General features: G+C 63.3%; 17 protein-coding genes and 5 tRNA genes. 13 read left to right on the plus strand and 9 right to left on the minus strand.

All coding sequences use genetic code 11. The features are described from left to right. Window positions 1–16 precede the first annotated feature (16 nt). A complete protein-coding gene (locus HU763_RS07470) occupies window positions 17–868 on the minus strand; it encodes a LysR substrate-binding domain-containing protein (protein ID WP_186689044.1) in 852 nt (283 codons plus the stop codon). A gap of 96 nt (window positions 869–964) precedes the next feature. Here HU763_RS07470 and HU763_RS07475 point away from each other — a divergent pair, with 96 nt between their 5' ends. After that, on the plus strand, window positions 965–1,183 hold the full coding sequence (locus HU763_RS07475) for a DUF1127 domain-containing protein (RefSeq protein ID WP_186689046.1): 219 nt from the start codon (window positions 965–967) through the stop codon (window positions 1,181–1,183). Between the two features lie 114 nt (window positions 1,184–1,297). Here the strand turns inward: HU763_RS07475 and HU763_RS07480 are convergent, their stop codons facing one another. Further along, complete coding sequence (locus HU763_RS07480) at window positions 1,298–2,644, minus strand: class II 3-deoxy-7-phosphoheptulonate synthase (RefSeq protein WP_186689048.1); 1,347 nt, start codon at window positions 2,642–2,644, stop codon at window positions 1,298–1,300. Window positions 2,645–2,761: 117 nt separating this feature from the next. Between HU763_RS07480 and HU763_RS07485 the strand changes: the two genes are divergently transcribed. Together HU763_RS07485 and HU763_RS07490 are read left to right on the plus strand one after the other, a co-directional pair. After that, window positions 2,762–3,517 (plus strand): spermidine synthase, encoded by a 756-nt coding sequence (locus HU763_RS07485; protein WP_186689051.1) that lies wholly within the window; start codon window positions 2,762–2,764, stop codon window positions 3,515–3,517. Window positions 3,518–3,940: 423 nt separating this feature from the next. Next, window positions 3,941–5,620, plus strand: a complete 1,680-nt coding sequence (locus HU763_RS07490) for a DEAD/DEAH box helicase (RefSeq protein WP_186689061.1) — start codon at window positions 3,941–3,943, stop codon at window positions 5,618–5,620. A 189-nt stretch (window positions 5,621–5,809) separates the two neighbouring features. Here HU763_RS07490 and HU763_RS07495 read toward each other — a convergent pair whose 3' ends face one another. After that, the gene (locus HU763_RS07495) at window positions 5,810–6,577 is read right to left on the minus strand and encodes a DODA-type extradiol aromatic ring-opening family dioxygenase (RefSeq protein WP_186689063.1); all 768 of its coding nucleotides are present in this window, start codon (window positions 6,575–6,577) and stop codon (window positions 5,810–5,812) included. A 101-nt stretch (window positions 6,578–6,678) separates the two neighbouring features. Between HU763_RS07495 and HU763_RS07500 the strand changes: the two genes are divergently transcribed. Next, window positions 6,679–7,329 (plus strand): thiopurine S-methyltransferase, encoded by a 651-nt coding sequence (locus tag HU763_RS07500; protein WP_186689065.1) that lies wholly within the window; start codon window positions 6,679–6,681, stop codon window positions 7,327–7,329. 62 nt (window positions 7,330–7,391) lie between these two features. Here the strand turns inward: HU763_RS07500 and htpX are convergent, their stop codons facing one another. Together htpX and HU763_RS07510 are read right to left on the minus strand one after the other, a co-directional pair. After that, a complete protein-coding gene (gene htpX / locus HU763_RS07505) occupies window positions 7,392–8,279 on the minus strand; it encodes a protease HtpX (RefSeq protein ID WP_186689067.1) in 888 nt (295 codons plus the stop codon). 254 nt (window positions 8,280–8,533) lie between these two features. Next, window positions 8,534–9,745 carry a pyridoxal phosphate-dependent aminotransferase gene (locus HU763_RS07510; protein ID WP_186689069.1) on the minus strand — a complete coding sequence of 404 codons (1,212 nt, stop codon included), beginning with the start codon at window positions 9,743–9,745 and terminating at the stop codon, window positions 8,534–8,536. 167 nt (window positions 9,746–9,912) lie between these two features. Between HU763_RS07510 and msrB the strand changes: the two genes are divergently transcribed. Together msrB and HU763_RS07520 are read left to right on the plus strand one after the other, a co-directional pair. Next, on the plus strand, window positions 9,913–10,308 hold the full coding sequence (gene msrB, locus HU763_RS07515) for a peptide-methionine (R)-S-oxide reductase MsrB (RefSeq protein ID WP_186689071.1): 396 nt from the start codon (window positions 9,913–9,915) through the stop codon (window positions 10,306–10,308). Between the two features lie 14 nt (window positions 10,309–10,322). Then, the gene (locus HU763_RS07520; protein WP_186677861.1) at window positions 10,323–10,811 is read left to right on the plus strand and encodes a glutathione peroxidase; all 489 of its coding nucleotides are present in this window, start codon (window positions 10,323–10,325) and stop codon (window positions 10,809–10,811) included. Here the strand turns inward: HU763_RS07520 and HU763_RS07525 are convergent. After that, window positions 10,801–13,158, minus strand: a complete 2,358-nt coding sequence (locus HU763_RS07525) for a hybrid sensor histidine kinase/response regulator (protein ID WP_186689073.1) — start codon at window positions 13,156–13,158, stop codon at window positions 10,801–10,803. The genes HU763_RS07520 and HU763_RS07525 overlap by 11 nt on opposite strands. Window positions 13,159–13,358: 200 nt before the next feature. Here HU763_RS07525 and HU763_RS07530 point away from each other — a divergent pair, with 200 nt between their 5' ends. Both HU763_RS07530 and HU763_RS07535 read left to right on the plus strand, forming a co-directional pair. After that, complete coding sequence (locus HU763_RS07530; RefSeq protein WP_186689076.1) at window positions 13,359–14,249, plus strand: ATP-binding protein; 891 nt, start codon at window positions 13,359–13,361, stop codon at window positions 14,247–14,249. Beyond that, window positions 14,246–14,728, plus strand: coding sequence for a GAF domain-containing protein (locus HU763_RS07535; RefSeq protein WP_186689078.1), 483 nt, complete (start codon window positions 14,246–14,248; stop codon window positions 14,726–14,728). The genes HU763_RS07530 and HU763_RS07535 overlap by 4 nt, the downstream gene beginning before the upstream one ends. 129 nt (window positions 14,729–14,857) lie before the next feature. Here the strand turns inward: HU763_RS07535 and HU763_RS07540 are convergent, their stop codons facing one another. Next, window positions 14,858–15,625 carry a hypothetical protein gene (locus HU763_RS07540; protein WP_186689080.1) on the minus strand — a complete coding sequence of 256 codons (768 nt, stop codon included), beginning with the start codon at window positions 15,623–15,625 and terminating at the stop codon, window positions 14,858–14,860. Between the two features lie 285 nt (window positions 15,626–15,910). On the opposite strand from HU763_RS07540, the gene HU763_RS07545 reads away from it, so the two are divergent. The 5 genes from HU763_RS07545 (at window position 15,911) to HU763_RS07565 (ending at window position 16,475) form a co-directional block, all read left to right on the plus strand. Further along, window positions 15,911–15,986, plus strand: a tRNA-Glu gene (locus HU763_RS07545). A 4-nt stretch (window positions 15,987–15,990) separates the two neighbouring features. Further along, window positions 15,991–16,066: transfer RNA gene (locus tag HU763_RS07550), tRNA-Gly, on the plus strand. Between the two features lie 92 nt (window positions 16,067–16,158). Continuing rightward, a tRNA-Glu gene (locus HU763_RS07555) sits at window positions 16,159–16,234 on the plus strand. A 3-nt stretch (window positions 16,235–16,237) separates the two neighbouring features. After that, window positions 16,238–16,313 (plus strand) — tRNA-Gly (locus tag HU763_RS07560). An 86-nt stretch (window positions 16,314–16,399) separates the two neighbouring features. Beyond that, a tRNA-Gly gene (locus HU763_RS07565) sits at window positions 16,400–16,475 on the plus strand. A gap of 104 nt (window positions 16,476–16,579) precedes the next feature. On the opposite strand, the gene HU763_RS07570 is transcribed toward HU763_RS07565, so the two are convergent. Together HU763_RS07570 and HU763_RS07575 are read right to left on the minus strand one after the other, a co-directional pair. After that, window positions 16,580–16,993, minus strand: a complete 414-nt coding sequence (locus tag HU763_RS07570) for a PA2817 family protein (protein WP_186689082.1) — start codon at window positions 16,991–16,993, stop codon at window positions 16,580–16,582. 90 nt (window positions 16,994–17,083) lie between these two features. Continuing rightward, a complete protein-coding gene (locus tag HU763_RS07575; RefSeq protein ID WP_186689084.1) occupies window positions 17,084–19,531 on the minus strand; it encodes an acyl-CoA dehydrogenase in 2,448 nt (815 codons plus the stop codon). Window positions 19,532–19,575: the final 44 nt, after the last annotated feature.

Here is a 19,575-nt window from a genome sequence, read left to right on the forward strand (position 1 = left end):
TACAGCAGCCCCGGGCTCACTTGAACCCTTCGATGATGTAATCGGCCATGCAATCGGTAATCGGCGACGCACTCTGCGTACTGCGCACCAGCATCACATTGGCCACCGGCAACTGCGGCAACCCTTCGTTCTCGCCCAGGATGCGCAGGTTCCCGCCAATCAGGCTCTGCAACTGCGCGGTTACCGCCAGCCCGGCCGTGACGATGGCAAAAATCGCCGCCAGGCTCGGGCTGGTGTAGGCGATGCGGTAATCGATGCCCTGGGCTTCCAGGGCATTGCAGGTCCAGGCCCGGCAGAAGCAGTCACTGTTGAACAACGCCAGCGGGATCGGCCGTTGCTCCTGCGGACAGAAACCTTCGGCGGCGGCCCATACCAGACGTTCCTGGCGCAACAGCTGGCCAATCTCGTTGCCCGGCTCGCGGGTAACGATGGTCAGGTCCAGGTCCTGGCGCAGCATCAGTTGTTTGGACGATTCGCAATGCACCTCTACCTGCACCAGCGGGTAGGCCTGGGCAAAGCTCGACAAGATGGTCGGCAGGAAGCGCATGGCGTAGTCGTCCGGCGTGCCGATACGGACCATCCCGACCATGTGCGGCATGCGTAGGGTATTGAACACTTCGCCGTGCAGCTTGAGGATACGCCGGGCATAACCCAGCAGCACCTGGCCTTCGGCGGTCAGCCGCACCTGGCGACCGTCGCGCTCGAACAGCTGGCGTTGCAGGATGTCTTCTTCCAGGCGTTTCATCTGCATGCTTACCGCCGACTGGGTGCGGTTGACCACCTCGCCGGCCCGGGTGAAGCCACCTTGCTCGGCGATGGCGACAAAGGTGCGCAATACGTCGGCGTCGAGGCTCTGGTACTGGGACATTGCATCAATCTCCGAGATGCATGGCATCAGAAACATTCGTTGGATTGATCTTATGCCTGACAGCAGACTGGAGCCATCAACACGGAGGGCTTCACGATGAAAGGTCATGTCAGCAGCATCCAGCAACCTGCCTTTTCCCTGAACCACCTGTGGCATGCGGCCGTCCACCAGATGGCGCGGTGGCTGCAGCTGTACCGCCAGCGTCAGCAGTTGGCCAGCCTCAGCGATGCGACCCTGCACGATCTGGGATTGAGCCGGGCCGACATCCAGCAAGAGGCCGAGCGGCATTTCTGGGATGACCCGCTGCGTAAGTGAGCAAGGGGGGGAGGTGCTTGGCTTGGGGTTTTCAGCGCCGGTGAGATCGAGCGCCGCCCACGCGGCGCTCGATCTCACCGGCAACCTGAACCCCAAGGCATACACCCACCCGCCTCAGCGCCGTACCTGCTTCAGCGTTTCGGCAATCAGAAACGCCAGCTCCAGCGACTGGTCGGCATTCATCCGCGGGTCGCAGTGGGTATGGTAGCGGTCCGACAAGGCATCTTCGGTAATTGGCCGGGCACCACCAATGCATTCGGTCACGTTCTGCCCGGTCATCTCGATGTGGATGCCGCCGGCATGGCTGCCCTCGGCCTGGTGCACCTGGAAGAACTGCTTCACCTCGTCGAGGATCTGCGCGAAGTCGCGGGTCTTGTAGCCGCTGCTGGCCTTGATGGTATTGCCGTGCATCGGGTCGGAACTCCACAGCACCTTGCGCCCCTCGCGCTCGACCGTGCGGATCAGCCCCGGCAGGTGGTCGCCCACCTTGCCGGCCCCCATGCGCACGATCAGGTTCAGGCGCCCGGGGGCGTTCGCCGGGTTCAGCGTGTCGATCAGGCGAATCAGTTCTTCTGGGTTCATGCTTGGGCCAACCTTGACCCCGATCGGGTTGTGCACGCCGCGCAGGAACTCCACATGGGCACCGTCCAGCTGGCGGGTGCGGTCGCCAATCCACAGCATGTGGGCCGAACAGTCGTAGTAGTCGCCAGTCAGGCTGTCCTGGCGCACGAACGCTTCTTCGTAGTTCAGCAGCAGTGCTTCGTGGGCGGTGAAGAAGCTGGTTTCGCGCAGTTGCGGCGCGCTGTCCAGACCGCAGGCGCGCATGAACGCCAGGGTTTCATCGATGCGGTTGGCCAACTGGTGGTACTTGTCCGCCAGTGCCGAGTTGGCGATGAAGTCCAGGTTCCATTTGTGCACCTGGTGCAGGTCGGCAAACCCGCCCTGGGCGAAGGCCCGCAGCAGGTTGAGGCTGGCGGTGGCCTGGTGGTAGGCCTGCAGCAGGCGTTCCGGGTCGGGGATGCGGCTCTTGGCGTCGAAACCGATGCCGTTGACGATGTCGCCACGGTAGGCCGGCAGGGTGATGTCGCCGATGGTTTCATCGCCCGAGGAGCGTGGCTTGGCGAATTGCCCGGCCATGCGCCCGACTTTCACCACCGGGCAGCCGGCAGCGAAGGTCATGACGATGGCCATCTGCAGCAGCACCTTGAAGGTGTCGCGGATTTTCGCCGCCGAGAACTCGGCGAAGCTCTCGGCGCAATCGCCGCCCTGCAGCAGGAAGGCGCGGCCTTCGGTGACTTCGGCAAATTGCCGGCGCAGCTCGCGTGCTTCGCCCGCGAACACCAGCGGCGGATAGCTGGCCAAGGTCTGTTCGATCTTCAGCAGGTGCGCGGCGTCGGGGTAGGTCGGTTGCTGCTGGATCGGCAGGGCGCGCCAGCTGTCAGGGCTCCACGGTTGGTTCATCTCGGGCTCGGTCTGGTCGGTTGTAGGCTATTGGGCCATGGTAACAGTTGGCGCCGTGCTTGTTGCAGCAAGGGTGTTGGCGGACAATGCGCGTTTTTGCGCGGTTGGGTGGTGAACATGACGACGGAACGGCAAGAGCGGCTACTGGCACGGGTGGAAGATGCCTTTGGCGTCATCAGCGTGTATGAAGTCGACGACTACCGCTTTCTGGAGTTTGGCGATGCGATCGAGCAGAGCTGCGTATTCACCGCCGACCCCAGCTGGCTGGAGTACGACTATACCCGCGCCATGCTGGTCGGGGCGTTGTGCCATGAACAGCCGGAAAGCGCGTTGTTTCTCGGCCTTGGCGCCGGCACGCTGACCCAGGCGTGCATGAAGTTCCTGCCGCTGGACGACATCGAGGCCATCGAGCTGCGCCCGGACGTGCCGCGCCTGGCCATGGAATACCTGGGCCTGGATGACGACCCGCGGTTGTATGTACGCATCGGGGATGCCCTGGAGCTGCTGCCCACGGCGGAAAAGGCCGACCTGGTGTTCGTCGACCTGTACACCGACCATGGGCCGGGGGTAGGGCACCTTGCGTGGAACTTCCTGGAAAGCTGCCAGCAGCAGCTCAACCCCGGCGGCTGGCTGGTGATCAACCAATGGGCCACCGACGACGGCAAGCCGCTGGGTGCGGCGTTGCTGCGCGGGTTGTACCACCGGCATTACTGGGAGTTGCCGGTGAAGGAGGGCAATGTGATCCTGCTGGTACCGGCGGACTTGGAGCAGACGCTGGAACTGGATGGGCTGAAAGCCCGGGCAGAGGCGCTGGCGCCGCGCCTGGGGTACAGCCTCGAGGGGCTGATCCGCGAGATTCGGCCGGCTACCTGAGTTGGCTTCTTCGCGGGCACGCCCGCTCCCACAGGAATATCACTGTGCTCAAGGGTGGTGAGTATCCTGTGGGAGCGGGCATGCCCGCGAATCAGACGACGCGTTATCGCAGACAGGAATCGTTTCAGCCGCACATTGCTGATGGCCCGACACTGGCCAGGCACCCTGAAAATTTTCCTCACGTCTTTGCACCATTTCGGGTATAGTACGCGCCGGTCTTTTAGCGGACCTCAAAATCAGGTGGTGCAAACCCTCCGAGTCCAGCTTCGGCTGCGCGTCCGCTAGGCGGACTTTCCCAAGTTTTCTTTTTCAATCGTTTTCGCAAATCCCCGCCGCCAAAGCTGCCTGGGTGACCTGTCGGTCTTTCATGGCTTGTGCAGCTTTGGAGCATGGGTCTTTGCGGATGCACCTAGAGGCAGACCCATGACCCAGGAAACCGGCGGCTTCGCCGCTCTCGATCTCAATCCGAACATTGTTGCTGCCGTTCTGGCGACCGGCTACGAAGAGCCGTCCGCCATTCAGCAACAATCGATCCCGATCATCCTCGCCGGTCACGACATGATCGGCCAGGCGCAGACGGGCACCGGCAAGACCGCTGCCTTCGCCCTGCCGATCCTCAACAAGATCGATGTGAGCAAGCGCGAACCGCAAGCCCTGATCCTGGCGCCAACCCGTGAGTTGGCGCTGCAAGTTGCTACCGCTTTCGAAACCTACGCCAAGCAGATGCCGGGCGTGAACGTGGTCGCCGTCTACGGTGGTGCCCCGATGGGCCCACAACTGCGAGCGATCCGCAATGGCGCGCAAATCGTCGTGGCCACCCCGGGCCGCCTGTGCGACCACCTGCGCCGTGACGAAAAGGTGCTGTCCACCGTGCAGTACCTGGTCCTCGACGAAGCCGACGAGATGCTCAAGCTGGGCTTCATGGACGACCTCGAAGTGATCTTCGATGCCATCCCGGCCAGCCGCCAGACCGTGCTGTTCTCCGCCACCCTGCCGTCGTCGATCCGCTCGATCGCCGAGCGTCACCTGCGCGAGCCCAAGCACGTCAAGATCCAGAGCAAGACCCAGACCGTCACCGCGATCGAGCAGGCCCACCTGATGGTCCACGCCGACCAGAAGATCCCGGCTGTGCTGCGTCTGCTGGAAGTGGAAGAGTTCGACGCGCTGATCGCCTTCGTGCGTACCAAGCAAGCCACCCTGGACCTGGCCGCCGCGCTGGAAGCCAAGGGCTACAAGGCTGCCGCGCTGAACGGCGATATCGCCCAGAACCAGCGTGAGCGCGTCATCGACTCGCTCAAGGATGGTCGCCTGGACATCGTCGTCGCCACCGACGTTGCCGCCCGAGGCCTGGATGTACCGCGCATCACCCACGTGTTCAACGTCGACATGCCGTACGACCCGGAGTCCTACGTACACCGCATCGGCCGTACCGGTCGTGCCGGTCGCGATGGTCGCGCACTGCTGCTGGTGACTCCGCGTGAGCGCCGCATGCTGCAGGTCATCGAGCGTGTTACCGGGCAGAAGGTGGCCGAAGCGCGCCTGCCGAATGCCCAGGCCGTGCTGGATGCCCGCATCAAGAAGCTGACTTCGAGCCTGGCGCCGTTGGTAGCCGAAGCCGAAGCCACCCATGGCGAGCTGTTCGACCGCCTGACCAACGACCTGGGTTGCAGCGCGCGTGCCCTGGCTGCCGCCCTGCTGCGCAAGGCCACCAATGGCCAGGCGCTGGACCTGGCTGCAGTGGAGCGTGAGCAACCGCTGGTGCCAAGCTTCACCCCGCGTGAGCGCAGCAGTGAGCGTGGTGAGCGTGGCGAGCGCCCGGAGCGTGGTGACCGCGAGCGCCGTGCGCCGATGCCGCTGGCCGAAGGCCGCGTGCGTTGCCGTACCGCCCTGGGTGCCCGTGACGGCATCGCTGCCAAGAACCTGCTCGGTGCGATCCTCAACGAGGGTGGCCTGGCCCGTGACGCCATCGGCCGCATCCAGGTGCGCGACAGCTTCAGCCTGGTCGAGCTGCCGGAAGACGGCCTGGAGAAGCTGCTGTCCAAGCTCAAGGACACCCGCGTGGCTGGCAAGCAGCTGAAGCTGCGCCGCTACCGCGAGGATTGATCCTGGCGCAATGAAAAATCCCCGGCCCAGGTCGGGGATTTTTTTGTCTGTGCCATTTTGCGGCTGCTTTTGCAGCCCATCGCGACACAAGGCCGCTCCTGCAAAGGATCGCGTACTCCACGGTAGCGCGTAACCCTGGTAGGAGCGGCCTTGTGTCGCGACAGGGGCGCAAAGCGCCCCCGGCTATCTTCAGTCGAACCGATAGATGTCCATCCCCAACGCCCCGAGGGTAAACCCTTGGTGCTCCACGCCAAATTTGCCCCCCGCCCCAAGGGCAAAGAACAGCGGCAGCAAGTGCTCATCGCTGGGATGGTTACGCACTGCATTCGGTGCCTGTTGCCGGTAGTCCAGCAACGCTGCCTGGTCATCGGCTTGCAGCTTTTCCACCACCCAATCCCTGAATGCCAGCGCCCAAGGTTCGATCGCCTCCGGCCCGGCGTGCCAGTCCAGTTCGCCCAGGTTGTGGGTGATGCTGCCCGAGCCGATCAGCAGCACCCCTTGGTCGCGTAGCCCCGCCAGCGCCTGGCCCACCTTGAGTTGCAATGCCGGCCCCAAATGGCTGGGCAGCGAAACCTGCACCACAGGGATGCTCGCATCCGGGTACATCAGCCACAACGGTACCCAGGCGCCGTGGTCGAACGGGCGTTGCGGGTCCAGCCGGGCCGGCAGCCCGGCAGCGCTCAGCAGGGCGCTGACCTGCCCGGCAAGGGCGGGCTCGCCCGGCGCAGGGTATTGCACTGCATACAGCGCCTGCGGGAAGCCATAGAAGTCATGCCACGTCTCGGGCCGTTCACTGCTGGTCACCAGCAGTTCGCGGCTTTCCCAGTGCGCCGATACCACCACGATCGCTTTCGGCCGCGCCAGGCTATTGGCCAGCCCGGCCAATGCCGGCCCGCTGGCCCCGGGTTGCAGGGCAAGCATGGGGGAACCATGGGAAATGAACAGGCTGGGCAACATGGCAGAGTCCTGGCGGTTAAGATGTGTTCATCTTCGAACAACTACACATCGAAATCCAAACCAAGTTTTACCGGTAAACCATCTAAAAATCGGGAGTGATCATGGAGCCAGCGTTCTGGCAGCAGCGGTGGGCCGACAACCAGATCGGTTTTCATCAGGCGCAGGTGAACCCCTACCTGCAAAAGTATTGGGCGCAGCTGCAGCGGCAGCCGGGTAGCCAAGTGCTGGTGCCGCTGTGCGGCAAGAGCCTGGACCTGGCCTGGTTGGCCGGGCAGGGGCATCGCGTGGTGGGCATCGAGCTGTCGCGGCGGGCGGTGGAGGATTTCTTCCGCGAGCATGGGCTCGATGCCGAGGTGCAGCAGCGCGGGGCGTTCGAGGTCTGGCGCAATGGTGATCTGCAGCTGTGGTGCGGTGATTTCTTTGCTCTGCAGCCGGAGGATATCGGCGACTGTACAGGGCTGTATGACCGGGCGGCGGTAATCGCGCTGCCGCCGCAGATGCGTGCGCGTTATTTGCAACGATTGTCGGCGTTGCTGCCAGCGGGGTGCCGCGGGCTGATGGTAACCCTGGATTACGACCAGGCGCTGCTGGACGGGCCGCCGTTCTCGGTCGGTGATGAAGAGCTGCGTCTCGGCTTGGCCGGGTGGCAGGTGGACGAGCTGGAGGTTGCGCAAGTCATCGAGCAGAGCCCGAAGTTTGGACAGGCGGGAGTTACCAGCCTGTTTGAGAGGGTGTACCAGGTAAGCCGCTGAATGCGGTGTTGCCGTGCACAAAAAAGGGCGACCGAAGTCGCCCTTTCCTGTCACTGGGTGAATCAACCGCGACGGCGCAGGGCCTCGATGCGGTCTTCCAGCGGCGGGTGGCTCATCAGCAGGCCAGCCAGGCCGTGCTTGAGGCCGCCATTGATGCCGAAAGCCTTCAAGGTGTCAGGCATGTGCACCGGCAAGCCTTGCTCCACACGCAGGCGTTGCAGGGCGCCGATCATCGCTGCGGTACCGGCCAGCTGTGCACCGGCTTCGTCGGCGCGGTATTCGCGGCGGCGCGAGAACCACATCACGATCATGCTGGCCAGGATGCCGAGTACCAGTTCGGCAACGATGGTTGCCACGTAATAGGCAATGCCCTGGCCTTCTTCGTTCTTGAAGATGACCTTGTCGACGAAGTTGCCGATGATGCGTGCGAAGAACATCACGAAGGTGTTGACCACGCCCTGAACCAGCGCCAGGGTGACCATGTCGCCGTTCGCCACGTGGCCGATCTCGTGGGCCAGTACCGCGCGCACCTCATCGGGCGAGAAGCGCTCCAGCAACCCCTGCGACACCGCGACCAGCGCGTCGTTGCGGTTCCAGCCGGTGGCGAAGGCGTTGGCCTCGTAGGCCGGGAAAATGCCCACCTCGGGCATCTTGATCCCGGCCTCGCGGGACAGTTCCTCGACCGTTTGCAACAACCACTGCTCGTGGCGGGTGCGCGGCTGGCTGATGATCTGGGTGCCGGTAGTCATCTTCGCCATCCACTTGGAGATGAACAGCGAGACGAGGGAGCCGGCAAAGCCGAACACGGCGCAGAACACCAGCAGGCTGCTGAGGTTCAGGTCGACCCCGTTGGCGGCCATGAACCCGTTGAAACCGAACAGGCTCAGGGTAATGCTTGCAACCAGCACCACCGCAAGGTTGGTGGCTACAAACAACAGAATGCGCATCATGGTTGTTACGTTCTCCTGACGGATGAGTTGTCGCTTACTGCGGGGTATATAAGGTGCCGGCCGTGCTGATTCAATCGGGTGACTATTTCAAACTGTGTACGGCGGAGTATGGCAGAGGATGGCAGGAGGGCTGTGGGATAGAGCGTTGCAGGATGTAAGAAGCGGCTCATGCCTGGAGATCTACGGCGGCGTTGAGATCGAGCGCCGCGCGGGCGGCGCGCGATCTCGGCGCCTCCCCAGATCCTCGGTCGAACCTACTGCGAATAACCCTTCAGGAAACTGCCAATCCGACCGATCGCCGCTTCCAGGTCATCCACCCGTGGCAAGGTCACCACGCGGAAGTGGTCCGGCCATGGCCAGTTGAACGCTGTGCCCTGCACGATCAGCAGCTTTTCCGACAACAGCAGGTCGAGCACGAATTTCTCGTCGTTGTGGATCGGACATACCTTCGGGTCGATCTTCGGGAACGCATACAGCGCGCCCATCGGCTTCACGCAGCTCACCCCGGGGATATCGTTGAGCAGCTCGTAGGTGCGGTTGCGCTGTTCCAGCAGGCGGCCCGGTGGCAGTACCAGGTCGTTGATGCTCTGGTAGCCGCCCAGTGCGGTCTGGATCGCATGCTGGGCCGGCACGTTGGCGCACAGGCGCATGTTGGCCAGCATGTCGATGCCTTCGATATAGCTCTGGGCGTGGTGCTTGGGCCCCGAGATGATCAGCCAGCCGGAACGGAAGCCCGCTACCCGGTACGACTTGGACAGGCCGTTGAAGGTCAGGCACAGCAGGTCGGGGGCCAGCGAGGCGGTGCTGATGTGCACGGCTTCGTCATAGAGGATCTTGTCGTAGATCTCGTCGGAGAACACCACCAGGTTGTGCTGGCGGGCCAGCTCGAGCATGCCCAGCAGCAGCTCGCGGGAATAAACTGCGCCGGTCGGGTTGTTCGGGTTGATGATCACCAGCGCCTTGGTATTCGGGGTGATCTTGGCCTTGATGTCGTCAAGGTCGGGGAACCAGTCGGCCTGTTCATCGCACAGGTAGTGCACCGGCTTGCCGCCGGCCAGGCTCACGGCAGCGGTCCACAGCGGGTAGTCAGGGGCAGGGATGAGCACTTCGTCGCCGTTGTTCAGCAACGCCTGCATCGACATGACGATCAACTCGGACACCCCGTTGCCGAGGTAGATGTCTTCGATGGTGACGCCTTCGATGCCTTTCTGCTGGCAGTACTGCATGACGGCCTTGCGTGCACTGAACAGGCCCTTGGAATCGCTGTAGCCCTGCGCGGTGGGCAGGTTGCGGATCACATCCTGAAGAATTTCGTCAGGCGCCTCGAAGCCAAACGGCGCCGGGTTGCCGATGTTCAGCTTGAGGATGCGGTGGCCTTCCTCTTCCAGGCGCTTGGCGTGCTTGAGCACTGGGCCGCGAATGTCATAGCAGACATTGGCGAGCTTGTTCGATTTGCTGAACTGCATGATGGGATCCCGATTGAGAAAACGCGCTACGCCCCGCCGAAAGGTTTGAAAGGGCAGGAAGCGGGTGCCAGACTGAACGCCTGGCACACGAAGCCAACTAATATACGTGCCACCCGCGCCCCGGAAAAGACGGTGCACAGTGAAATTCAGCCTGCCGAGGTCCCTACATGCAAAAGATCGAGAAAACCCTGGAACAATGGCGCTCGATGCTCGACCCCGAGCAGTATCAGGTATGCCGTCTCAAAGGCACCGAGCGGCCATTCAGCGGCAAGTACAACAGCGAGCGCCGTGACGGCATCTACCACTGCATCTGCTGCGGCCTGCCACTGTTCGATGCGCAGACCAAGTTCGATTCCGGCTGCGGCTGGCCGAGCTTCTATGCCCCCATCGAGGACGGCGCGATGATCGAAATCCGCGACACCTCCCACGGCATGATCCGCACCGAGGTCACCTGCGCCCGCTGCGATGCGCACCTGGGCCATGTGTTCCCGGACGGTCCGCCACCGACCGGCCTGCGTTACTGCATCAACTCGGTGTGCATCGACCTGCGCCCGCGCGACTGACCGGAGCCCGCTACATGGCTGAATCGATGCTGGATATCAAATGCGTGACCTTGGGCGGCGAGCACAAGACGCTCGGTGACTTCCCGGGCAAGGCCCTGTTGGTGGTCAATACCGCCAGCCAGTGCGGTTTCACCCCGCAATACAAAGGCCTGGAGCAACTGTGGCAGGCCTACCGGGCACGTGGCCTGGTGGTGCTGGGCTTCCCCTGCAACCAGTTTGGCAAGCAGGAGCCGGGCGATGCGCGGGAAATCGCCCAGTTCTGCGAGCGCAATTTCGGCGTGAGTTTCCCCTTGTTCCGCAAGGTCGAGGTCAACGGCCCGGGAGCCCACCCGCTGTTCGTCGAACTCAAGCAGCGTGCCCCAGGCCTGCTCGGTTCGCAGAAGATCAAGTGGAACTTCACCAAGTTCCTGGTCGATCCGGCCAGCGGCCAGGTCAGGCGCTATGCCCCCACCACCAAGCCGCAGGCGCTGCAGGCAGACATCGAGCGCCTGCTCAGCCGTTGACCGGCACCCAGTGGTCGATGAGTGCCAGCAGCTCTTCGCGGCGGAATGGCTTGGCCAGATAGTCGGTCATGCCCGCCGCCCGGCAGCGCTCGCGCTCCTCGGGCATGGCATTGGCGGTGAGGGCGACGATCGGCAAGTCGGGCCAGCGGCCGCTCTGGCGGATGCGTCGGCTGGCCTCGTAGCCATCCATCACCGGCATGTTGCAGTCCATCAGCACCAGGTCGAAGGTGTCCTGCTCGAGCATTTCCAGGGCTTCGGCGCCCTGGGTCGCCAGTTGTACCTGGCAGCCCAGCTTGGCCAGCATGCCCTTGGCTACCAGCTGGTTCACCGGGTTGTCCTCCACCAGCAGGATCCGCGCGCGGCCTTGTTCCAGGGTGATGGCCGGGCTGGCGAGCGGGTGTTCGGGTTCGAAGCCTTGCAAGGTGCGGCGCAGGGTCTGGTACAGGGCGTTGCGCGCCAGGGGGCGGGCCAGTTGATGCAGCGGGGCGAGGGCGACCGATTGTTCGCTGGGCAGGAAGTTACCGTAGGCGGTCACCAGCAGGATTGGGGTTTTCAACGCCGGGCGCAGTTCGAACAGGCGGTCGAGATCATCGGTGATCAGCAGGTCGATGGCGGCGGCATCCAGCGTGGCGCTGCTGTCATGGCGCTGATACGCCAGCCCCCAGGCGGGCAGCAGGTCCTGGAGCAATTCATCAAGCCCGCTGCCGGCCATGGTCAGTGCCGCCACCCGTCCTTGTAGCGGGGGCGGAGCGATGGCCTCGGTGTGCACGGCCAATGGCAGCTCGGCACTGAAGCGGCTGCCAAAGCCCGGCTGCGAATCAATGTAAAGGCGGCCCTGCATGGCCTTGCACAGGTTGTGCGTCAGCGCCAGGCCCAGGCCGGTGCCGCCAAACTGGCGGGTGATGCCGGCGCCGGCCTGGGTGAATGGCTGGAAGATTCGTGCCTGGGCTTCTTCGGGGATGCCAATACCGGTATCGCGCACTTCCAGGCGCACGCCGCCGACAATGGTGGTCAGGCGCACATCGACGCGGCCGAAACGGGTGAATTTGAGGGCGTTGGACAGCAGGTTGCTGACCACCTGGCGCACCCGTGTGGGGTCGCCCAGCACACTGCTGGGGAAGTCGCGGGCGATCAGGCAGGTCAGCTCGACACTCTGCGCAGTGTTCTGTGACAGCAGGTTGGCGGTGTCTTCGACCATCGAGCCCATGTCGAACGGGATGTGCTCCAGCTCCAGCTGGCCGGCATCGAACTTGGACAGATCGAGGATATCGTTGAGCAGCTCGACCAGTACCTTGCCTGAGTCATGGGCAATCGCCAGCTGCTGGCGCTGTTCGCTGGGCAAGGGGCTGTCCAGGGCCAGGGCGATCATGCCGAGCATGCCGTTGAGCGGGGTGCGGATCTCATGGCTCATGTTGGCGAGGAAGGCGGAACGCGCCTGGGCCATGTCCAAGGCCCGGCGGCGGGCCTCTTCCAGTTCCTGGTTGGAGCGGCTCAGGCTGTTGTTGCTGGCTTTCAGCTCATTGGTGCGCGCCGAGACGATGTCTTCCAGCTCGTTGAGGTACTGGGTCAGGCGGTTTTCCGCGTTGCGGCGCTGATCGATCTCGGTGGCCATGCTGACGAATTGCTGGTTGGCGACTTTCACCAGCACCCCGATTTCATCGTTTTCGTGACCATGCGGGCAGTCCAGGCGGGTTCGCCGAGGCTTGCGTGGGTCGCGACCACTGAGCGCGCCGATCACGGTTACCAATGGCTTGGTCAGCATCATGTAGAAGAGCGCCAGCAGGATGCCGGTCAACACCAGGCTGCGCGCGAAGCCGTTGACCAGGGTGACACCGGCGCGGTCGAGGAAGCGGGCGCCGAAGGCGTAGGTGTCCACCTCCAGGTACAGGTTGCCGAGGTAGTCGTCGGGCATGTGGGTCAGGTACAGGCGATCCTCGAACTGGCGCTGCTCGCCGAACAGGAAATCGCTCAGTGACCGATAGCGGTCCTGCATGCGCGGACGCTGGACATCGGCCAGCACCATGCCGTTGTTGTCGCTCAGCCGTGCGCGGATGACCGCCGGCGATTGCAGCAGGCCGCTGGTCAACTCCAGGGCCAGCTCCGAGTCGATGTTGTAGGCGATGCGCGAGGCCGGGTTGTGGCTGATTTTCAGCAAGTCGCGCACTTCTCGGTTGATGGACGCGTCTTCGCTGGCATAATCGATGCCGATCTGGATGAGACTGAGCAATGTTCCCAGGATGAAGCCGACCAGGACTGTCAACCGGGCTTGCTTGTATGACAGGCGATTGGTGAACTTTATATCCATGAGTGCCGAGCCGGTTCCACGTTCCTTGCGCAGCGCAAGCATAGCCGATCAACCCCGGCTGCTGGTGGGTCTGTCGCACATTCAGCCTTGATTGATTTACTGGCTGTGCCGGCCTCTTCGCGGCTAAAGCCGCTCCCACAGGTACACCAAAGGTCTCAAGGGCGGTGATAAACCTGTGGGAGCGGCTTTAGCCGCGAAGAGGCCAGCACAACAACCCCGAATCTGAATTTGCAGGAGCCCTGATGGACGCTCGCTTGATTGCTTTCCTGGACCGCGCCGAATCGGTACTGGCGCGCCTCGAACCTCTGTTGCCGGCAACACGTCCGAACATCGACTGGGCCACCACCCTGGCCGCGCGCTGGCAGCGCGACGGCCGCAGCGGCTATCTGCTGCCGCTGCAGGTCAGCCTGGACATTCGCCTCAGCGACCTGATCGGCGTCGACCTGCAGCGTGACCAGCTGGGCCGCAACACCCACCAGTTCATCAACGGCCTGCCCGCCAACCACGCATTGTTGTGGGGTTCGCGCGGTACTGGCAAGTCGTCGCTGGTGCGGGCCCTGCTGGCCGAACACGCTAGTGCCGGTTTGCGCCTGATCGAAATCGAACGTGATCACCTGGCCGACCTGCCACGCGTGGTCGAGCAACTGCAGAAGCTGCCGCAGCGCTTCATCCTGTTCTGCGACGACCTGTCGTTCGAAGCCGGGGAGGGCGACTACCGGGTGCTCAAGAGCGTGCTCGATGGCTCGCTGGAACAGGCCCCGGACAACGTGCTGCTGTACGCCACCTCCAACCGCCGCCACCTGGTCCCGGAAAAACAGAGCGACAACGAAAACTGGAAAATGGTCGACGGCGAACTGCACCCCAACGAAGCGGTGGAGGACAAGATTGCCCTGTCCGACCGTTTTGGCCTGTGGCTGTCGTTCTACCCTTTCAGTCAGGAACACTTCCTCAACGTGGTCGAGCACTGGATCGGCCAGCTGGCACGCCCGGCCGGCTTGCGCTGGCAGCGTGACGAAGCCCTGGACATCCTCGCCGTGCGCTGGGCCACCGGCCGCGGTAACCGTAATGGCCGCTGTGCCTATCAGTTCGCCCGCTACTGGGTCGGGCTGCAATTGCTGGAGCAAAGTAAATGATCGACCTCAATGCCAGTGGCGCCGGACTCGACGGCTACAACCTGCTGGCGGCGCAAGTGCAGGCGCTGTTTGCCGACGAGCGTGACTTCATCGCCAATGCCGCGCAGTTCTCGGCGTTTCTGTACAACCAGGTGGACGCCCTGAACTGGGCGGGGTTCTACCTCAACCGCAACGAAGAGCTGGTGCTCGGCCCGTTCCAGGGCCAGGTGGCCTGCGTGCGCATTCCGTTCGGCAAGGGCGTGTGCGGGGCGGCGGCGGCAACGCGGCAGACCCAGCGAGTGGAAGACGTGCATGCGTTTCCGGGGCATATCGCCTGTGACAGTGCGTCGAACAGCGAGCTGGTGATTCCGCTGGTGAAGGAGGGCAGGTTGATTGGTGTACTGGACCTGGATAGCCCGAAGATCGGCCGTTTCAGCGAGGCGGACCAGCTGGGGCTGGAGCGCTTGGCGGCGCTCTTTCTGGAGTTGACTGACTGCTGATTGTGGTTGCCTGCACGGGCCCTGTCGGCGGTAAGCCCGCATCCACAAGTCCAACACCGGTTTGCACTTGTGCAGTAGCTGGGCGGATTTGCCGGCGGCAGGGCCGTCAAACCCGCAACAGTTTTCCGATCAGTCGTAGATCACCCGCTTCTTCCAGGTCTCTTCGTCATCGGTCTTGAGCCCCTGGGTCAGTTCGTTCTGCTCGTTTTCCGCCGGCTCCATCTTTTCCAGCACCTGGGCATTGGCCCGGGCCAGCAGTTTCTCCAGGTAGGTCAACTGCTCTTCATAGGCCTTCGGCTCCGGCTGCTTGCGCAGGTACTGCACGCCGCGCTCGAAGGCCAGGCGCGCCTGGCCCGGCTGGCCATTCTGCAGGGCCTGCTGGCCCAGGTTGTTGAAGAACTCGATATGCAGCAGCACCAGCACATGCCGGATCTCCCTGACCCAGTGCTTGGCCTCGATTGTGGGCAGGAAGCCCTCCTGGGCGGCGCGGGTCACCTGGCTGTGCAGCGCCTCCAGCAAAAAGCGCACGTCCTTGGCCTTGACCTCGGTCTGGATCGGGCTGGGTGGGTTGTTGACCGGAATCTTCCCGCCCAAGGCAATCAGCCCCTCCAGTTCGGCAATGCGTGCCTTGATTTCGGCGCTGTGCTTGTCCAGCGCCAGCTGGCGCTGGTTGAGGTTGAGTTCCAGGCGGGTCAGCAGCAGCTTCAGCGCCGGGGTCATGAACTGGCCGGGGAAGGTTTCGGTGATTTCGCCACAACGGCGCAGGCGGTCGGCCAGCTCGACTTTCAGCCGGGCGCGCTCGAGCTTGTTGTTCTCGACAACATTGTTGAGGTAGCCGATCACGATCAGCAACGCGATACCCGCCACGATGAGCAGGGTGATCAGAAGTGGAGTCACCGTTAATGCCTCGTTGAAGAAGAATCACACCCTTGAGTGTAGTAAGTTCGCCTGGGAACGAACAGCCGCCGTGTCCTCTGCCGGCGCGCTTCGCGGGCAGGCCTTCTTTATATCGGCCGCCGCCTGCGGATCTGCACCCCACACCCGGAAGTCGTTGATTTAAATAAATTTCTACAAAGGGGTTGACGCCTCTACGAAGCCTCCATAGAATGCGCGCCACTTGCAGCGTAAAGCACACAGCGAAACGCGGCAGGGAGTGAAAGCAGGCAGCGATGCCAGCAGCGTGTCCCCTTCGTCTAGTGGCCTAGGACACCGCCCTTTCACGGCGGTAACAGGGGTTCGAGTCCCCTAGGGGACGCCAAATTGCGGGAATAGCTCAGTTGGTAGAGCACGACCTTGCCAAGGTCGGGGTCGCGAGTTCGAGTCTCGTTTCCCGCTCCAGTTTATCCGGCAGCGCCTTGCGGCGAGGCAGGAAAAGAAAATCCAGGCTGAATCGTGAGGTTCATGTTCTGGTGCACTGAAAAGTGTTGTGTGTCCCCTTCGTCTAGTGGCCTAGGACACCGCCCTTTCACGGCGGTAACAGGGGTTCGAGTCCCCTAGGGGACGCCAAATGCGGGAATAGCTCAGTTGGTAGAGCACGACCTTGCCAAGGTCGGGGTCGCGAGTTCGAGTCTCGTTTCCCGCTCCAGTTTAAATACTGTGGCGTTCGCACGGTGCAGTGGTGGTGAAGGTCGTAAAGGCGCTTCACGCCGTTTAGCGGTAAAGCTTCAAATTGCGGGAATAGCTCAGTTGGTAGAGCACGACCTTGCCAAGGTCGGGGTCGCGAGTTCGAGTCTCGTTTCCCGCTCCAATTCAGAAAACGCCATCTCTTGTGAGGTGGCGTTTTTTTTCGTCTCTGGAAAATGTTGCGGGTAAACAGGCCGCGCATGTTTCATCGCAGCCTGTGCGTTGCGGTCAGTGCGTGCTGGCGGGGCCTTGCTGGGCGCCCAGCAGCTGCTTTTCCAGGTTCCAGTCGAACGGCTCGCCGGCCTGCTCGGCTTCGTAGCGGCGCTCTTCCAGTTGTTGGTACAGCTCCAGTTCTTCGTCAGGCATGAAGTGCAGGCAGTCACCGGCAAAGAACCACAGCAGGTCGCGGGGTACCAGGTGGGCGATCTGCGGGTAGCGCTGGATCACCTGGCAGATCAGGTCCTGGCCCAGGTACTGGCTTTGCAGTGGGTCTTGCGGCAGCAGGGTCAGCAGTTCGTCGAAGCGTTCGAGGAACAGGGCGTGGCTTTCCTCCGGTACCTGATCCGCTTCACCCAGGGCGACCAGGATGGTGCGCAGGTGGTTCAGCAGTTGCAGGTGGTATTCCAGATGGGGGTTGGCCATGGTGGCGGTCCTCGGTGTGGTCGAAACGGGCGCGGAGTATACGCGGGATGGGGAAGGGGCCGCAAAGCAGCCCCTTTCTGGCAGTGCCGATCAGCGAACCTTGCCCGGTTCCGCCAGCAACTGGGCCTTGTCGAAGGCATCGACATCGATCACTGCGCGGCGTGCCTGTTCCGCTGCTTGAAGGCGTTGCCCTTCGCCTGGCTGCAGCACCGCGCTGTCGACCGCTGCGTCGATCGCCGACTGGCCGGGTGCGGGTTGCACTCGGCCTTCCTTGATCGCCTGATGCAGCGCCTTGTACAGCGGGGCGGTCTCGTCCAGCAGGTCGCTGGCCCGTTGCAGCGCCGCCACCGGGTCGCCGTCGGCCTGTGGCCTGAAGCAGCCGGCAAGCAACTCCTCCAGTGCCGGGTCGCCTTTGTTGCGGCCGATCAGCGCGGCAATTTCGGCATCCAGCTCGTCGCTCGGCCCGGTATGGCGGCGGCCGAAGGGGAACACCAGTACCCGCAGCGCACAGCCGACAAAGCGGTTGGGGAAGTTGTCGAGCAGGCGGTCCAGGGCGTGTTCCGCCTGACCCAGGCTTTCTTCCATGGCCCAGCGCAGCAGCGGCTGCATGTGTTCCGGCGCGCCCAGGTCGTGGTAGCGCTTGAGCGCGGCACTGGACAGGTACAGGTAGCTCAGCACATCGCCCAGCCGTGCGCTCAGGCGCTCGCGGCGCTTGAGTGCGCCGCCCAGCAGCATCATCGACAAGTCTGCCAGCAGCGCAAAGGCCGCGGCCTGGCGGTTCAAGGCACGGAAGTAGCCTTGGCTCAGGGTGTCACCGGGCACGTTTTCCAGGCGCCCCAGCCCCAGGTTGAATATCAGTGTGCTGGCCGCGTTGCCCGCGGCGAACATGATGTGCTGCATCAGCAGGTCGTCGAATTCCTGCAATGCCTGGTCGTGGTCCTCGCGCCCGGCCAGGGCCATTTCCCTGAGCACGAACGGATGGCAGCGGATGGCACCCTGGCCAAAGATCATCAGGTTGCGTGAAAGGATATTGGCCCCTTCTACCGTGATGAAAATCGGCGCGCCTTGCCAGTTGCGGCCCAGGTAATTGTTGGGGCCCATGATGATGCCCTTGCCGCCATGCACGTCCATGGCGTGCTGGATGCATTCGCGACCGCGCTCGGTCAGGTGATACTTGAGGATTGCCGACAGTACCGATGGCTTTTCGCCCAGGTCGACGGCCTTGGCGGTCAGCAGGCGGGCGCTGTCCATCAGCCAGGCGTTGCCACCGATGCGCGCCAGCGATTCCTGAATACCCTCGAAGGCCGCCAGGGGCACATTGAATTGTTCGCGGATGTTGGCGTACTGGCCGGTGACCAGGCTGGTGTACTTGGCCGCGCCAGTGCCCACGGCGGGCAGGGAGATGGAGCGGCCGACCGACAGGCAATTCATCAGCATCATCCAACCTTTGCCGAGCATGGCCTGGCCGCCGATGAGGAAGCTCAGCGGCACGAATACGTCCTTGCCGCTATTGGGGCCGTTCATGAACGCGGCGCCCAGTGGCAGGTGCCGCTTGCCGATGTCCACGCCGGGGGTGTCGGTCGGGATAAGTGCCAGGCTGATGCCGAGCTCTTCCTGTTCCCCCAGCAGGTGGTCCGGGTCGTAGGCCTTGAATGCCAGGCCCAGCAAGGTCGCGACCGGGCCGAGGGTGATGTAGCGCTTTTCCCAGTTGAGGCGCAGGCCGAGGACTTCTTCACCCTGCCACTGGCCCTTGCACACCACGCCGCTGTCGGGCATGGCGCCAGCGTCGGAGCCGGCCAGCGGGCCGGTCAGGGCAAAGCAGGGAATTTCCTCGCCACGGGCCAGGCGTGGCAGGTAGTGGTTGCGTTGCTCGTCGGTCCCGTAGTGCAGCAGCAGTTCAGCCGGGCCGAGGGAATTGGGCACCATCACCGTGGACGCCAGGTCGCCACTGCGGGTCGCCAGTTTCATCGCCACCTGCGAGTGGGCATAGGCCGAGAAGCCTTTGCCGCCATATTCCTTGGGGATGATCAGGGCGAAGAAGCCATGTTGCTTGATATGCGCCCAGGCTTCGGCTGGCAGGTCCATGTCCTGGCCAATCTGCCAGTCGCTGACCATGGCACACAGTTGTTCCGTCGGGCCGTCGATGAAGGCCTGTTCTTCTTCGGTCAACTGCGCTGCCGGGTAGGCAAGCAGGGTGTGCCAGTCGGGGCGGCCGCTGAACAGCTCGCCGTCCCACCACACGGTGCCGGCGTCGATCGCTTCGCGCTCGGTCTGCGACATTGGCGGCAGGGTGCGCTGGAACCAGTTGAATACCGGGCCGGTGAAAACCTTGCGGCGCCATTCCGGCAGTGCCACCAGGGCAATTTTCAGGGCCAGCACGAGCCAGATCAGGGTCAGCAGCCAGCCGGGGGCCGGGCTGAAAATGCTCATCAGCAGCACGTAGGCCGCCATGATGCCGAGAATCTGCAAGGGCGCCAAGCGCCGGTGCGTGAGGTACGCTGCGCCGACCACCAATACCACCAACCACAACAGCAACATAATCGGTCCTCCTTGGAACCAGGGGCTTGAGCCGTCCCGGATAG

This window comes from Pseudomonas anuradhapurensis, assembly GCF_014269225.2.
Classification (GTDB): Bacteria; Pseudomonadota; Gammaproteobacteria; order Pseudomonadales; family Pseudomonadaceae; genus Aquipseudomonas; species Aquipseudomonas anuradhapurensis.

Coding starts and splice junctions, on each gene's coding strand:
- HU763_RS07470 (WP_186689044.1), bottom strand. CDS start 868: ATGTCCCAGTACCAGAGCCTCGACGCCGACGTATTGCGCACCTTTGTC.
- HU763_RS07475 (WP_186689046.1), top strand. CDS start 965: ATGAAAGGTCATGTCAGCAGCATCCAGCAACCTGCCTTTTCCCTGAAC.
- HU763_RS07480 (WP_186689048.1), bottom strand. CDS start 2,644: ATGAACCAACCGTGGAGCCCTGACAGCTGGCGCGCCCTGCCGATCCAG.
- HU763_RS07485 (WP_186689051.1), top strand. CDS start 2,762: ATGACGACGGAACGGCAAGAGCGGCTACTGGCACGGGTGGAAGATGCC.
- HU763_RS07490 (WP_186689061.1), top strand. CDS start 3,941: ATGACCCAGGAAACCGGCGGCTTCGCCGCTCTCGATCTCAATCCGAAC.
- HU763_RS07495 (WP_186689063.1), bottom strand. CDS start 6,577: ATGTTGCCCAGCCTGTTCATTTCCCATGGTTCCCCCATGCTTGCCCTG.
- HU763_RS07500 (WP_186689065.1), top strand. CDS start 6,679: ATGGAGCCAGCGTTCTGGCAGCAGCGGTGGGCCGACAACCAGATCGGT.
- htpX (WP_186689067.1), bottom strand. CDS start 8,279: ATGATGCGCATTCTGTTGTTTGTAGCCACCAACCTTGCGGTGGTGCTG.
- HU763_RS07510 (WP_186689069.1), bottom strand. CDS start 9,745: ATGCAGTTCAGCAAATCGAACAAGCTCGCCAATGTCTGCTATGACATT.
- msrB (WP_186689071.1), top strand. CDS start 9,913: ATGCAAAAGATCGAGAAAACCCTGGAACAATGGCGCTCGATGCTCGAC.
- HU763_RS07520 (WP_186677861.1), top strand. CDS start 10,323: ATGGCTGAATCGATGCTGGATATCAAATGCGTGACCTTGGGCGGCGAG.
- HU763_RS07525 (WP_186689073.1), bottom strand. CDS start 13,158: ATGCTTGCGCTGCGCAAGGAACGTGGAACCGGCTCGGCACTCATGGAT.
- HU763_RS07530 (WP_186689076.1), top strand. CDS start 13,359: ATGGACGCTCGCTTGATTGCTTTCCTGGACCGCGCCGAATCGGTACTG.
- HU763_RS07535 (WP_186689078.1), top strand. CDS start 14,246: ATGATCGACCTCAATGCCAGTGGCGCCGGACTCGACGGCTACAACCTG.
- HU763_RS07570 (WP_186689082.1), bottom strand. CDS start 16,993: ATGGCCAACCCCCATCTGGAATACCACCTGCAACTGCTGAACCACCTG.
- HU763_RS07575 (WP_186689084.1), bottom strand. CDS start 19,531: ATGTTGCTGTTGTGGTTGGTGGTATTGGTGGTCGGCGCAGCGTACCTC.